At 61.9% G+C, this 13754-nt stretch carries 13 protein-coding genes and 1 tRNA gene; 8 read left to right on the top strand and 6 right to left on the bottom strand.

Annotated elements, in window-relative coordinates:
* The first annotated feature begins 57 nt into the window (after window positions 1-57).
* The 7 genes from mug (at window position 58) to M0808_RS24525 (ending at window position 5231) form a co-directional block, all read left to right on the top strand.
* Entirely contained in the window at window positions 58-579 is a 522-nt protein-coding gene (gene mug / locus M0808_RS24495; RefSeq protein ID WP_247842682.1) for a G/U mismatch-specific DNA glycosylase, read from the top strand.
* A gap of 375 nt (window positions 580-954) precedes the next feature.
* Entirely contained in the window at window positions 955-1296 is a 342-nt protein-coding gene (locus M0808_RS24500; protein WP_098968373.1) for a hypothetical protein, read from the top strand.
* Between the two features lie 174 nt (window positions 1297-1470).
* Window positions 1471-1866 (top strand): hypothetical protein, encoded by a 396-nt coding sequence (locus M0808_RS24505; RefSeq protein WP_134786170.1) that lies wholly within the window; start codon window positions 1471-1473, stop codon window positions 1864-1866.
* A 24-nt stretch (window positions 1867-1890) separates the two neighbouring features.
* Window positions 1891-2274, top strand: a complete 384-nt coding sequence (locus M0808_RS24510) for a DUF1801 domain-containing protein (RefSeq protein ID WP_247842683.1) — start codon at window positions 1891-1893, stop codon at window positions 2272-2274.
* Window positions 2275-2411: 137 nt separating this feature from the next.
* Window positions 2412-2486, top strand: a tRNA-Gln gene (locus tag M0808_RS24515).
* A gap of 173 nt (window positions 2487-2659) precedes the next feature.
* Window positions 2660-3040, top strand: a complete 381-nt coding sequence (locus M0808_RS24520) for a RidA family protein (RefSeq protein ID WP_202371273.1) — start codon at window positions 2660-2662, stop codon at window positions 3038-3040.
* 202 nt (window positions 3041-3242) lie between these two features.
* Window positions 3243-5231 carry a U32 family peptidase gene (locus M0808_RS24525; RefSeq protein ID WP_096796873.1) on the top strand — a complete coding sequence of 663 codons (1989 nt, stop codon included), beginning with the start codon at window positions 3243-3245 and terminating at the stop codon, window positions 5229-5231.
* 27 nt (window positions 5232-5258) lie between these two features.
* Here M0808_RS24525 and M0808_RS24530 read toward each other — a convergent pair whose 3' ends face one another.
* From M0808_RS24530 to M0808_RS24555, 6 genes are all read right to left on the bottom strand, one after another.
* A complete protein-coding gene (locus M0808_RS24530; RefSeq protein ID WP_247842684.1) occupies window positions 5259-6227 on the bottom strand; it encodes a Dyp-type peroxidase in 969 nt (322 codons plus the stop codon).
* Window positions 6228-6295: 68 nt separating this feature from the next.
* Window positions 6296-7561 carry an FAD-dependent oxidoreductase gene (locus M0808_RS24535; protein ID WP_247842685.1) on the bottom strand — a complete coding sequence of 422 codons (1266 nt, stop codon included), beginning with the start codon at window positions 7559-7561 and terminating at the stop codon, window positions 6296-6298.
* A 2-nt stretch (window positions 7562-7563) separates the two neighbouring features.
* Window positions 7564-9141, bottom strand: a complete 1578-nt coding sequence (locus M0808_RS24540; protein ID WP_247842686.1) for an aldehyde dehydrogenase (NADP(+)) — start codon at window positions 9139-9141, stop codon at window positions 7564-7566.
* Between the two features lie 58 nt (window positions 9142-9199).
* Window positions 9200-10147, bottom strand: coding sequence for a dihydrodipicolinate synthase family protein (locus tag M0808_RS24545; RefSeq protein ID WP_027613817.1), 948 nt, complete (start codon window positions 10145-10147; stop codon window positions 9200-9202).
* A 50-nt stretch (window positions 10148-10197) separates the two neighbouring features.
* Window positions 10198-11124: a 4-hydroxyproline epimerase gene (locus M0808_RS24550; RefSeq protein WP_247842687.1), complete on the bottom strand. Its 927-nt coding sequence runs from the start codon at window positions 11122-11124 to the stop codon at window positions 10198-10200.
* Between the two features lie 22 nt (window positions 11125-11146).
* Window positions 11147-12775, bottom strand: a complete 1629-nt coding sequence (locus tag M0808_RS24555) for an APC family permease (protein ID WP_247842688.1) — start codon at window positions 12773-12775, stop codon at window positions 11147-11149.
* Between the two features lie 200 nt (window positions 12776-12975).
* Between M0808_RS24555 and M0808_RS24560 the strand changes: the two genes are divergently transcribed.
* A complete protein-coding gene (locus tag M0808_RS24560; protein ID WP_247842689.1) occupies window positions 12976-13749 on the top strand; it encodes an AraC family transcriptional regulator in 774 nt (257 codons plus the stop codon).
* The last annotated feature ends 5 nt before the right edge of the window (window positions 13750-13754 follow it).

The raw sequence follows: 13754 nt of genomic DNA on the forward strand, positions 1-13754 counted from the left end.
CATTCTAGGGTTTGCCGTGGGGAGTGGTGCAAATGTTTGCGAACGAGGGGCGGGCGCATGGCGGGTGAAGGGCTTGAGGACATTCTGGCGCCGGGGCTGTCGGTGGTGTTCTGCGGGATCAATCCGGGATTGCTCGCGGCGGCGCAGGGGCATCATTTTGCCGGGCGCGGCAATCGCTTCTGGCGCACCTTGCATCTGGCCGGGTTCACCCCGCATGAAGTGCGGGCGGAGGACGATCGAAGTCTCCTGCAATTTGGCTGCGGTTTGACGGCGGTGGTCGAGCGGCCGACGGCGCGGGCGGATCAATTGGCGGCGCAAGAGTTCGCCGCTGCCGCCCTGAGCTTTGAGCAGAAGATCACCCGCCATGCGCCGCGCTTTGTGGCGTTTCTTGGCAAGGCTGCGTATGCGGCGTTGACGGGGCAGAAGGTGGTGGCGTGGGGGCCGCAGGCGAAGACCTTCGGTGGCGCGCACGTGTGGGTGTTGCCGAACCCGAGCGGGAGGAACCTCGCGTTCAATCTTCAGCAGTTGGTCGACGCTTATCGTCAACTGCAGGTGGCGTCGTCAGCGTCGAAAATATAAACACCACCACTGCGCAAAAAGTTGCGCAGTTGCTTCGCCAAATTCACCCGAGAATTCCCTTCAAGCCTCTCTAAATCAAGCCCTCCAGCCAAGTGCGCAAGAAGTTGCACAGTACTGCGCAACTTCTTGCGCACTTTTTTCTGTTTATCGAAATTTTAAACGCCTAAACGCAAAGGCATTGCCGCCAACCCCTTGATCCATAATGGCTAGGTGATGGCTGGCACGGAGTTTGATCTCTGAGCAGGCACCCGGACAGGCAATGGTGCCTGTCGGTTGTGTATTTTCAGGGTAGAAGAGCATCCCCATGGCCTAAAACAGGGTGGGCATACATCATCGTATTCAAAATGTATGAAAACCAAGCTGGGGATCTGATCAATGCAAAAGCCTGAAGCTGTTTATCCGGACGAAGCGCAGAAAGAAATCTGTAGTAAATATGGAATGCCTGTGCAACCGCCTGAAGAGCTGGTTGCGGTTGCTATCGAATCGCTTGGCCAGTCGCCTATCTACGGCACAAGAGTGCAATTGCCTACGGACGGCAATATCAGTTGGTTCATTCACTGCGGTGAGTACTCGGCGGCGGATGATTTTTACAAGCCTGTCCATGTTCACCACCTGAGTGAAATGCTGCCCCAGACTGTGAATTATCTTTGTTTGCCCACCGGCGCAAATTTCATCATCGATACAGCTGGCTATGGAGATGTCTGGATGGCCGATTAAGAAATATTGAAGCCGTTTGCCCACCGGTTCCACGTTTTAATTGATCTCGTGAATCAAGATTGGAAGATCAGAGGCTGGGTCAAAGGGCTGACAACATGAAGTCGCAATTGATCGCGTTCTCGTGGTTTGAAAATGACCTGATATCACTCTTCAATACTATTTAAAGGACTAAACATGAAAAACACCGCTGTGATCCTCGCACTGGCTGCCACTTTAGGCGCCTCTTCCCTGGCCCGCGCAGAAGCACCAGATCCAGCTACCCTGAAAAGCATGTATGACAGCGGTCGCAACATGTCGGGCCTGATCAAGCATTGCGTCGACAAGGGCTACCTGAAAGCGGACAGCACGGAAAACGCCAACAAGATGGTGGCGTTCGTTGCGAATATGCCGGGCGAGTTCGACAAGGCCGATGGCGACAAGAACGAAGGTCGCGGTCGCAAGGGCGAAGTGTTGGCCGACGGTCAATACAAGAGCCTGGAAGGCAACCTGCCGCCGGATCTGAGCCTCAAGCAATGGTGCGAGCAAGCGGATCAAGGGATGCGTGAGGGGCTCAAGCAAATCGGCTTGTAAACCACATCGAAGAGACCACTTGCCATGAAATCCGAAATACCACCCATCGACGCTTCGGCACTCATCGACGCTCGAATCGCCGAACTGGACGATTGGCGCGGAGCGATCCTCGGCGAGATTCGCAAGGTCATACACCAGGCCGATCCCGAGGTCATGGAGGAGTGGAAGTGGCGCGGCGTTCCGGTGTGGTCGCGGGGCGGGATCATTTGCACCGGGGAGACTTACAAGGCGGCGGTGAAGATGACCTTCGCCAAGGGCGCGGCGCTGGCTGATCCTGCGGGGTTGTTCAACGCCAGCCTTGAGGGCAACACCCGCCGGGCGATTGATTTTCATGAGGGCGACAAGGTCGATGAACAGGCCTTGCAAGCGCTGATTCGCGAGGCGATTGCGCTGAATTTGTCGAAGTGAATCGTTGCGCTTGCCTTGGGTCAGAAATAACTGGCTGTTTTAAAACAATTTTTTTTGCACTCAGGGCTTCCCAGATCAAAAAAAGGTTGGTAAATTGCGGCCCATTCTCGCAGAGCTTGTTACAGAGCTTGAGATACAGGGGCGTCGCCAAGCGGTAAGGCAGCAGGTTTTGATCCTGCCATGCGTTGGTTCGAATCCAGCCGCCCCTGCCATATTCAGAAAAAACGCCAGTCCGAAAGGGCTGGCGTTTTTTTATGCGCGCGATTTGTGGCTGGGGGCTGACAGTTGCCTGAGTCGGAGCGGGGGACTGATGTAAACTGCCCGCGCGAAAGTCCCGGTGCGTTGCTGGCCGGCGACCCTCAATCTCTCAAGACAAGAGACTTTCATGGCTAATCAAGACCTCAGCTTCACCCCTGATCCGGATGCAGATTCGATTTCCTCCGACGTCGTCGGTTTCAACGGCATTCTGGTTTCGACCCAGATCCCGACCCGCGCCGACGGCAGCCTGGAGCTGGGCGACATCACCCTGCAAAGCGAATGCACCCTGCAGGCGTTGAAAGTGGCGCTGGAACGGGCGGGCAGTTCGATGGATCGGGTCATGCACCTGACCATCTACCTCACCGACATGGCTGACCGTGCGGCATTCAACGAAGTCTACCAGCGCTTCTTCGCCAAGCCGTGGCCGGTGCGCGCCGCTGTGGGCGTGGCGTCGCTGGCGGTGGAAGGCATGCGCGTGGAAGTCACCGCAATGGCCGCCAAGGCCTGATCCTGCGGTAAAAAACTGTGGGAGCTGGCTTGCCAGCGATGGCGTCAGCACCGCCAACAGCTATGTTGACTGAACCATCGTCATCGCTGGCAAGCCAGCTCCCACAGGGTTTGCGGTTGCCACTTGGCAGCACAGGCGTGCCGCTCGGGCGTTTCGCGGCTACAATGCGCGCCTTAACCGTGACAGCCTGACTAAAAAAACTATGTCCTTGCCCAAGCATCATCTGGAATTGCTCAGCCCCGCCCGTGACGTGGCGATTGCCCGCGAGGCGATCCTGCACGGCGCCGATGCCGTGTACATCGGTGGCCCGAGCTTCGGCGCGCGCCACAACGCCTGCAACGAGGTGAGCGAAATCGCCGAGCTGGTGGAATTTGCCCGCCGTTATCACGCGCGCATTTTCACCACCATCAACACCATCCTGCACGACAACGAACTGGAGCCGGCGCGCAAGCTGATCCACCAGTTGTACGACGCCGGTGTCGACGCGCTGATCGTCCAGGATCTGGGCGTGATGGAACTGGACATTCCGCCGATCGAACTGCATGCCAGTACCCAGACTGACATCCGCACGCTGGAGCGGGCGAAGTTCCTCGATCAGGCCGGTTTCTCGCAACTGGTACTGGCCCGCGAGCTGAACCTGAAAGAAATTCGTGCCATCGCCGACGAAACCGATGCCGCCATCGAGTTCTTCATTCACGGCGCACTGTGCGTGGCGTTCTCCGGGCAGTGCAACATCTCCCACGCGCAGACCGGGCGCAGCGCCAACCGTGGCGACTGCTCGCAGGCCTGCCGTTTGCCTTACACCCTGAAAGACGAAAAGGGTGGGGTGATCGCCTACGAAAAACACCTGCTGTCGATGAAGGACAACAACCAGAGCGCCAACATCCGCGCGCTGGTCGAGGCCGGTGTGCGCTCGTTCAAGATCGAAGGTCGCTACAAGGACATGGGCTATGTGAAGAACATCACCGCCTATTATCGCCAGCGCCTCGACGACGTGCTCGAAGACCGCCCGGACCTGGCCCGCGCTTCCAGCGGCCGCACTGCGCACTTCTTCCTGCCTGACCCGGAAAAGACCTTCCACCGTGGCAGCACCGACTACTTCGTCACCGATCGCAAGATCGACATCGGCGCGTTCGACTCGCCGACCTTCACCGGCCTGCCAGTGGGCACCGTCGAGAAAGTCGGCAAGCGTGACATGCAGGTGGTGACGCAGGAGCCGCTGTCCAACGGCGACGGCCTCAACGTGCTGGTCAAGCGTGAAGTCGTCGGTTTCCGCGCCAACATCGCCGAGCCCAAAGGCGAGTTCGAAGAAGACGGCGAGAAGCGCTATCGCTACCGCGTCGAGCCGAACGAAATGCCCGAAGGCCTGTACAAGCTGCGGCCGAATCATCCGCTGAACCGCAACCTCGACCACAACTGGCAACAGGCGCTGCAGAAGACCTCTGCCGAGCGTCGTATCGCATTGAGCTGGGTCGCACGTCTGCGTGAAGAACAGCTGGAAGTGACCGCGACCAGTGAAGAGGGGATCAGCGCCAGTGTGACCCTCAACGGCCCGTTCGGTGTGGCCAACAAGCCGGAGCAGGCGCTGGAGCAATTGCAGGATCTGCTCGGCCAGCTCGGTACCACCCAGTACCACGCCACCGACATCAAGCTCGATGCGCCGCAGGCGTTCTTCATTCCGAACTCGCAGCTCAAGGCGTTGCGCCGTGAAGTGATCGAAGCGCTGACCGCCGCCCGTGTCGCGGCGCATCCGCGTGGCAGCCGCAAGGCCGAAACCACGCCGCCGCCGGTGTACCCGGAGTCGCACCTGTCGTTCCTCGCCAACGTCTACAACCAGAAGGCGCGCGACTTCTATCACCGTCACGGCGTGAAGCTGATCGATGCGGCATACGAGGCTCACGAAGAGGCCGGTGAAGTGCCGGTGATGATCACCAAGCACTGCCTGCGGTTCTCGTTCAACCTGTGCCCGAAACAGGCCAAGGGCGTGACCGGCGTGCGCACCAAGGTTGCACCGATGCAGCTGATTCACGGTGACGAAGTGCTGACCCTGAAGTTCGACTGCAAGCCGTGCGAGATGCACATCATCGGCAAGATGAAGGGCCACATCCTCAACATGCCGCAACCGGGCAGCGTGGTCGGCCACATCAGCCCCGAAGACCTGCTGAAAACCATCCCGCGCGCGCCACACTGAGTGACGGGCGGGCGTGGCGCTACGGTGTCACGCCTGCGCGGGCTCTCGCTCGGCGAGGTCTTCGAGCAAATCGGCTGACGGCACAAAGAACAGACCCCCGGTGACCGCGGTGCTGAAGTCCAGCAAACGGTCGTAGTTGCCGACGGGTTTGCCGACAAACATGTTCTCCAGCATCTGCTCGATCGGTTCCGGCGAGCGCGCGTAACCGATGAAATAGGTGCCGAACTCGCCAACCCCCGGACGACCGAACGGCATGTTGTCGCGCAGAATCTTCTGCTCCTGACCGTCCTTGGTGATGGTGGTCAGGGCGCTGTGGGAGTTGCTCGGTTTCACCTCTTCACCGAGTTCGATGTCGGCCAGTTTGGTGCGGCCGATCACCTTCTCCTGAGCCTCGACGCTCAGTGCATTCCACGCCTCCATCTTGTGCAGGTACTTCTGCACCAGCACATAACTGCCGGATTCGAACGCCGGGTCTTCGTTGCCGATCAGGGTGAAGTGGTCTGCCTTGCGGCCCACCGGGTTCTCGGTGCCATCGACGAAACCGATGATGCTGCGCATGTCGAAGTAGCGGAAACCCTGCACCTCATCCACCACGGTGATCGCGCCATTGAGTGCGCTGCACAACTGGGTCGCCAGTTCGAAACACAGGTCCATCTGATCGGCACGGATGTGCAGCAGGATGTCGCCCGGCGTTGCGACGGCACGACGGCCCTCGACACCGAACTCACGGAACGGATGCAGCGAGGCTGGGCGTGGGCTGCCGAACAGGGCGTCCCAGGCGCTGGCGCTGAACCCGCAGACACACGACAAGTTACCGCTGGGCACGCGTTTGCCAACCGAACGGGTGAGGGCGGCGATGTCGCCGCACCAGCCGCGCACCTGACTGGCGGCGCCGCTGCCGGGCAGCAGCGTGGCGACGATGAAGATCGCGCTGCTGGTGATCGGGTTGCAGATCGCTTGTGGCTCGGGTGTCTGGGTATCCATTGATGAGGTCATAGTCGGTTCCATATGCGCGGGGCGAAGGTCGGCGCTCAGTATGAAACCAAAAACGTTTCATCGGTATCTCAGAAGCGACCCAGTCGATAGGCATCCATCGTCGGCACGGCGGAATTGGCCGAGGGTGACGCCAACTGAGCAATCATCTCAGCAGTCACCGCCGCCTGCGTCAGCCCCAAATGCTGATGCCCGAACGCGAGCAGCACCTTGCCTTCACAAACCTGGTCGATGACCGGCAGCGAGTCCGGCAGCGACGGACGAAAGCCCATCCACGGCGTTGCGTCTTCAGCGTTCAAATCATGGCGGAACAAACCTTTGCTCAAGCGATGCAATTGCCAGGCGCGCTCCATGAACGGAGGGCGCTGCAGGCCGGCGAACTCCACCGTACCGGCCAGGCGCAGGCCGCCGGTCATTGGCGTCATGATGAACTTGCGCTCCAGCGACGTGACGGCGAACGGCAGGCGCCCTTGCTCATGCGGCAACATCAGGTGATAGCCGCGCTCGGTGTCCAGCGGCACGCGTTTACCGGTCAGCGCAGTGGTGAGCTTCGCCGAATGCGCGCCACAGGCGATCAGCACCTGCCGCGCGGTGAAACGCCCCTGATCGGTGATCAGCGACACGCCATGCGCCTGCAACTGGCCGCCCTGAACTTCCTGCTGGAAGAACTGCACGCCGGCCGTTTTGGCCGCGCTCGCCAATTCACAAACCACCTGATACGGGTCGAGAAAATGCCCGGTGCGCGGGTAGAACAACCCGCCCTGAATCTGTTCGCTGAGCTGCGGCGCGCGCTCCCTTACGGCGTTGGCCGACCAGAAATCCACCGGCACCTGCTGTTGACGCATGCGCGCCTGCAAGGCTTCGATGGCTGGCTGCGACTCGGCGCGCTCGAACACCAGCAGCGAGCCGTCCTCCTTGAGCAGGTCGGGGCGGGCGATGCTGTGCAGCAGGCGCTGCCAGGCGTCGAGGCTGCTTTCGTTGAGCGCGCGCAAACCGGCCACGGTGCGCTGAAACGGCGCCGGGCGCAGGTTCAGCAGCAATCGGCTGAACCACGGCACGGCGCGTGGCAGGTACTTCCAGTCCAGGCGCAGCGGTCCCATCGGGTCCATCAGCATTGCCGGCAGGCGCTTGAGGATTGACGCATCGGCAATCGGAAACACCTGCTCGGTGGCCAGATGCCCGGCGTTGCCGAACGAGGCGCCATGACCGGGCGGCTGCTTGTCGATGACCACCACCCGTTTACCCTGACGCGCCAGTTGCAGGGCGCAGGCGACACCGATGATGCCGGCGCCGATCACCGCGATATCGGCGTTGTCCGTTGTGAGGTTGTCGGGCATGTTCAGGCTTCCCTCTGGCCGTCGAGCAAGCGTCGTAACTGCAGCGGATTTGCCTGTTTCAGCGGCTGCGGTAGCAGGCTGTCGGGGAAATCCTGATAACACACCGGACGCAGGAAGCGCAGGATCGCCGCCGTGCCGACCGAGGTGCTGCGTGAATCCGACGTGGCCGGGAACGGCCCGCCATGCACCATCGCATCGCACACTTCGACCCCGGTCGGCCAGCCGTTGACCAGCAGACGTCCAGCCTTGCGCTCCAGTGTCGGCAACAAGGCCCGGGCGTGATCCAGATCGGCGTCATCCAGGTGCAGGGTGGCGGTCAACTGGCCTTCGAGGTGTTCGCAGACCTGACGGATTTCATCGTCGTTGGCGCACTGTACGAACAGTGATGCGGCACCAAAGATTTCACCTTGCAGGCGTGCGTCGGCGAGGAAGTCCTGCGCCTGAGTCATGAACAATTGCGTCTGGCACTGGTTCGGGCCTTCAGCCGCTAGACCGCTCGCCACGTGTTGCGCCTGCGGATGTTCGGCCAACGCGGCGACGGCGCTTGCATAGGCGCGGAAAATCCCCGGCGTGAGCATGGTCTGCGCCGGGCTGCGCTGGACCCCTTCGGCGGCGGTGGCGATGAAACTGTCCAGCGCCGGCCCTTGGTGAGCGATGACCAGCCCGGGATTGGTACAGAACTGCCCGGCACCCTGAGTCAGCGAGGCGACAAAACCCTGCGCCAACGCCTCACCGCGAGCAGCAAGCGCTGCGGGAAACAGCAGCACCGGATTGATCGAGCTCATTTCCGCGTACACCGGAATCGGCTCCGGCCGAGCCTGCGCCGCTTGGCTCAGGGCGAGACCGCCACTGCGCGAGCCGGTGAAGCCCACAGCCTTGATGCGCCAATCGCTGACCAGGGCGATGCCGACCTCATTGCCCGAACCGAACAGCAGCGAAAACACGCCGTCGGGCAAACCCGATTTTTTCACCGCGCGAGCCAGCGCCTGGCCGACCAGTTCACTGGTGCCGGGATGCGCGCTGTGCGCCTTGACGATCACCGGGCAACCGGCGGCCAGCGCCGAAGCGGTGTCGCCGCCGGCCACCGAGAACGCCAGCGGAAAGTTGCTGGCGCCAAACACCGCCACTGGCCCCAGCGCAATCTGCCGCTGGCGCAAATCAGAACGTGGCAGCGGCTGGCGCTGTGGTTGTGATTGATCGACGCGAACGTCCAGCCACTCGCCAGCACGCACTGTGCGGGCAAAGGTGCGCAGTTGCCCGCAGGTGCGTCCGCGTTCGCCCTGGATACGGGCGCGTGGCAGGCCGGTTTCGGCCACGGCACGGTCGATCAGCGCATCGCCAAGGGCTTCGATCTCATTGGCGATGGTTTCGAGAAATTCGGCGCGCGCCTCTAGGGAGGTCTCGCGATAACAATCAAACGCTTGCCACGCCAGTGCGCAGGCCTGTTCGACATGCTCGCTGCTGCCTCCGGCATAGGCCGGTTCCAGCACCGCGTCAGTGGCGGGATTGATCGCGCGGATCGCTTCACGGCTGCCGGCAATGGCTTGGCCGCCGATCAACATGTGGCCTGTCAGAGTCATGACGCTTCCTTGAAAAAACAGGTGAAGCCCCGGTATCACACCGGGGCAGGGGCTGCGGTCAGGCGAGGTTCTGTTCCGCGGACCAGTTTTTGTACCACTGACGGAACAGCGCGTACTGGGTCTCGGCGTAACGGCGCTGGGCATCGCTCAAGGCGTCGGTTTCGTTGAAGTGCAGGGCGTATTCGCGGTCGCCGTTGAGCACCATCAGATGCTTGTAATACAGCACCAGGTCGCAGCCTTCGTCGAACGACGACAGCACCGCCAGCGCCGCTTCCAGTTCGCGCGCCAGACGCCGGGCCTTGGCGTCGCCCTTGGCCGCTTGCTTGCTCAGCGCCACCAGTTGCAGCACTTCGCGGGGCAGGGCGTTGCCGATACCGGTGATCGCGCCGGTGGCGTTGCAGTTGACGAAACCGTGCACCACTTGGGTATCGACACCGACCATCAGGGTCACGGCATCGTCCTGCGAGGTGATGTTTTCGGCGGCGTAGCGCAAGTCGGCGCCACCGCCGAACTCCTTGAAGCCGATCAGGTTCGGGTGTTCACGGCGCAGTTCGAAGAACAGGTCGGCGCGGGTGGCGAAGCCGTAGTAGGGACTGTTGTAGATCACCGCCGGCAGGTTCGGCGCGGCGTTGAGGATCGCGGCGAAGTGGGCTTTTTGCGCGGTGGCCGAAGCACCACGGGACAAGACACGCGGAATCACCATCAGGCCATGAGCGCCGACTTTCGCCGCATGTGCAGCGTGGGACACCGCTTCACGGCTGTTGACCGCGCCAGTGCCGACGATGGTCGGAACCCCGGCGGCCACCAGACGCGCTACGCCTTCCTGACGCTCAGCCTCGGTCAGCAGCGGCCAGTCGCCCATCGAGCCGCAGTAAACCACCGCGCTCATGCCGATATCGATCAGCTCGCGACCCTTGGCCACCAGGGCGTCGAAGTCGGGTTTACGCGCGGCGGTGCACGGAGTCATCAGCGCGGGAATGCAGCCAGTGAAGATGTTATCGCTCATTGTTGTAGCTCCTCGGGACATTCATTCGGATCGTTAGAAAAGCGGGGCACTCAGATGCCCCAGGCGAAAGGATCCTGCTCGTCGATCAGCAGGGTGGCGTCGGCGCTCATGTAGGCGCGGCCGGTAATGAATGGGCGTACGCGTTCGCCTTGCCATTCGAAGCGCCCTTCGAACTGGCTGCCGGTGATGCTCGCTTGCGTCCAGACCTGGCCTTCGGCGAGTTTGCCGTCGGCGGCCAGGCAGGCCAGTTTGGCGCTGGTGCCGGTGCCGCAGGGCGAGCGGTCGTAGGCCTTCCCCGGGCACATGACGAAGTTGCGGCTGTCGGCGTGGGCGTCGTCGGCAAACAGTTCGACGTGGTCGATCAGCGCGCCGTCCTCACCGTGGATGCCTTGGGCCTCCAGGGCCTTGAGCATCGCCCAGGTGTACTCGGTGAGGGCTTCGACGTTGCTCATCTGCAGGTCCTGGCCGTGTTCGGAAACCAGGAAAAACCAGTTGCCGCCCCAAGCGATATCGCCGGACACGCGACCGTAACCGGGCACATCGACCGGCACCTGTTTGCGGTAGCGCCAGGCGGGGACGTTGCCAAGGGTCACCGCGCCGTCCTCGTGCAGGGTGGCGCTGACCGGGCCGACCGGGGTGTCGATCTTGTGCACGCCCGGTTCGATCTGCCCCAGGTAATGCAGCGAGTTGACCAGGCCGATGGTGCCGTGGCCGCACATGCCGAGGTATCCGGCGTTGTTGAAGAAAATCACCCCGCAAGTGGCGTCCGGCGACACCGGCGCGCAATACAGCGCGCCGACCAGTACGTCGTTGCCACGCGGTTCCAGCAGGCAGGCGCGGCGCCATTGATCGTGGCCTTCGCGCAAGGCATCGCGCTTCTCGGCGATGCTGTTGCCGGGCAGCTCGGGGAAGCCTTTCATCACCAGGCGCGTGGGTTCGCCGCCGGTATGGGAATCGATGATGTGCAGTCGTTTCATGGGTTCGTCCCTTGAGTGAAAGTCAGGCGTGAGCCGGGCGTTGGCCCGTTGCCGAATGGGTGGAGGATTCAGCGGCTTCGCTTTCGTCGTCCTCGGTTTCCAGACGAATCAGGTGTGCCGGTACGCCGGTGGCCGCGCCCCAGTAGTAGATGGCCAGCGCGCAGACCGCGACGATCACCGTGTCGAACGGATGGCTGAGCACGCCGATACCACCGAAACTGCCGAGCTTGGAGAGGACGATGGTCACGGCGTAGAAGCCGATCAGCCACGCCGACGAGCGCACTTGCTGGCCGAGGTTGAGGTGCGCGGTCGGCACCATACGCCCGCACAACAGGTAGATGACAAACATCAGGATTTGCAGGCCGAGCAACCACGACACGGTGCCCCAGCCCGACCAGTAGACAATCAGCGCGGCGATGATGAACGACAGCGGCCCAAGCACGCTCATGCCCTTGACCCGAAACGGACGCGGCATGTCCGGCGCGTTGCGGCGCAGTGCGGCCACCGTCACCGGAGCCACCGCATAGCTCAATACCAGCGCGGCGGAGACCACGTTGATCAGCGCTTCCCACGACGGGAACGGCAGGGTCCAGAACACCGACAGGCCAAAGGTCAGCCACAGCGCCGGGCGCGGGATGCCGGATTTTTCGTCGATGCGGGTGAAGATCTTGAAGAAGGTCCCGGTCTGCGCCCAGCCGTAGATCACCCGTGGCGTGGCGTTCATGTAGATGTTGCCGCAGCCGCTAGGCGAGATCACCGCATCGGCCACCACCAGATACGCCAGCCAGCCGACACCCAGTGCCAGAGCGATGTCGCGGTACGGCAGGGCCAGTTCCTTGGCGACGCCGGCCCAGCCATTGGCGAGCATTTCGGTCGGGATGCCGCCGAGGAAAGCGGTTTGCAGCAACACGTAAATCGCGGTGGACAGCAGCACTGACAGGATCAGCGCAATCGGGATTGTGCGTTGCGGATTCTTCACTTCACTGGCCACGGAAATGATCGGCGTCAGGCCCAGATAAGCGAAGATCACCCCGCCGGCCGACACGGCCATTTCGATGCCGGACAGACCGAACGGCGCAAAGCCATGCACTTCGAAATTGGCCGGTTTGAAGAAGGTGAACAGCACGCCGATCACCAGCAGCGGCACGATGAACTTGAACACGCTGACCAGATTGTTGGCCATGGCGAAGGTCTTCACGCTGCGGTAGTTGAGCAGGAAAAACAGGCACAACAGCCCGAACTGCACGAACCAGCCGAGCACGGTCGGGTCGCTGGAGCCGACCTTGGTCAACTCGGGAAACCACGCTGCCGCATATTGCCGCGAGGCGACCACTTCGATCGCCACCAGACTGGAAAACGCGATCAGCGTGATGAAACCCATCAGGTACCCGAGCAGCGGGCCGTGGGAGTAAACCGGGTAACGCACCACGCCACCGGCACGCGGCAACGCGGCGCCCAATTCGCAGTAGACAATGCCCAGCAGCAACACGGCGAAACCACCGAGCAGCCAGGAAAAGATCCCTGCCGGGCCGGCGATGGCCGACACGTGACTGGCGGCGAACAACCAGCCCGAACCGAAGATCGCCCCCAGTCCGATGAACGTGAGGTCTATCAATGAAAGTTGTTTCTTGAACTTGCCTTGGCCTGTCATAGCGTCGCCTTCTTGTTGGTTGTTGGAGGGGCGTGCAGTGGCGCTACAGTGAACTCATCGGGCGATGGGCGATTGATGTTTTTTGCCGGTGACGATGACGAAATCAGCACAGTGGCCAACGGCAAAGGCCCGGCTCGACAGGCTGTCGGCCATGGGGCAATCTGCGCGCAAGCCAATGCGCACCGTGGGGAGTGACAGTCATGACGCAGAACGCGTTTGCGATCCTGAGCCAGCAGAACGAGGCGAGCCGACCGCAATGCCTCGACGATCTGCTCGCCAGCATGGCGCTGCTGTTGCCGATGCTCGACGTGATTCCCAACGCGGCGATCTTCATCAAGGATCTGCAGGCGCGCTATGTCATGGCCAACCAGACGCTGGTGCAGCGCTGCGGTTTGAAAGACCTGCGACCGTTACTGGGCAAGACCAGCGCCGAGGTGTTTCCGGCGCAATTGGGCCCGGGCTACACCGAGCAGGATCGGCGCGTATTGGAAGAGGGATTTGTGCTGGAGGATCAGCTGGAGCTGCATCTGTACGGCAGCCGCGAACCGGGCTGGTGCCTGACCCACAAGCGTCCGTTGTACGACCGCAACAATCGGATCATCGGCCTGGCGGGAATTTCCGTCGACTTGCAGACCGCCAGCGAAACCCATCCGGCGTATCAGCGGCTGGCGGCGGTGGACGAGTACATCCGGGCAAACTTCAATCAGCGCGTCAGCCTGAGCGAACTGACGCGCATCGCCGGGATTTCCGTGGCGCAACTGGAGCGTTACTGCAAGCGCGTGTTCCACCTGACGCCGCGCCAGATGATCCAGAAAGTCCGTCTTGAGCACGCGCATCGGCTGTTGCACGGCGACTTGCCGATCACCGAAGTGGCGCTGCAGTGCGGCTATACCGACCACAGCGCGTTCACCCGGCAGTTCAAGGCGTCGACCGGATTTACCCCGCGGCAGTATCGGTTGGCGACGGCGCAGTGAGGGCG

Origin of the sequence: Pseudomonas sp. MWU12-3103b (genome assembly GCF_023100615.1) — a bacterium.
GTDB lineage: Bacteria > Pseudomonadota > Gammaproteobacteria > Pseudomonadales > Pseudomonadaceae > Aquipseudomonas > Aquipseudomonas putida_A.

What these genes read in the sequence shown, in the direction of transcription:
- M0808_RS24560 (WP_247842689.1), top strand. Translation starts at nt 12,976, where the DNA reads ATGACGCAGAACGCGTTTGCGATCCTGAGCCAGCAGAACGAGGCGAGC.
- M0808_RS24550 (WP_247842687.1), bottom strand. Translation starts at nt 11,124, where the DNA reads ATGAAACGACTGCACATCATCGATTCCCATACCGGCGGCGAACCCACG.
- mug (WP_247842682.1), top strand. Translation starts at nt 58, where the DNA reads ATGGCGGGTGAAGGGCTTGAGGACATTCTGGCGCCGGGGCTGTCGGTG.
- M0808_RS24540 (WP_247842686.1), bottom strand. Translation starts at nt 9,141, where the DNA reads ATGACTCTGACAGGCCACATGTTGATCGGCGGCCAAGCCATTGCCGGC.
- M0808_RS24530 (WP_247842684.1), bottom strand. Translation starts at nt 6,227, where the DNA reads ATGACCTCATCAATGGATACCCAGACACCCGAGCCACAAGCGATCTGC.
- M0808_RS24505 (WP_134786170.1), top strand. Translation starts at nt 1,471, where the DNA reads ATGAAAAACACCGCTGTGATCCTCGCACTGGCTGCCACTTTAGGCGCC.
- M0808_RS24510 (WP_247842683.1), top strand. Translation starts at nt 1,891, where the DNA reads ATGAAATCCGAAATACCACCCATCGACGCTTCGGCACTCATCGACGCT.
- M0808_RS24525 (WP_096796873.1), top strand. Translation starts at nt 3,243, where the DNA reads ATGTCCTTGCCCAAGCATCATCTGGAATTGCTCAGCCCCGCCCGTGAC.
- M0808_RS24535 (WP_247842685.1), bottom strand. Translation starts at nt 7,561, where the DNA reads ATGCCCGACAACCTCACAACGGACAACGCCGATATCGCGGTGATCGGC.
- M0808_RS24520 (WP_202371273.1), top strand. Translation starts at nt 2,660, where the DNA reads ATGGCTAATCAAGACCTCAGCTTCACCCCTGATCCGGATGCAGATTCG.
- M0808_RS24545 (WP_027613817.1), bottom strand. Translation starts at nt 10,147, where the DNA reads ATGAGCGATAACATCTTCACTGGCTGCATTCCCGCGCTGATGACTCCG.
- M0808_RS24555 (WP_247842688.1), bottom strand. Translation starts at nt 12,775, where the DNA reads ATGACAGGCCAAGGCAAGTTCAAGAAACAACTTTCATTGATAGACCTC.
- M0808_RS24500 (WP_098968373.1), top strand. Translation starts at nt 955, where the DNA reads ATGCAAAAGCCTGAAGCTGTTTATCCGGACGAAGCGCAGAAAGAAATC.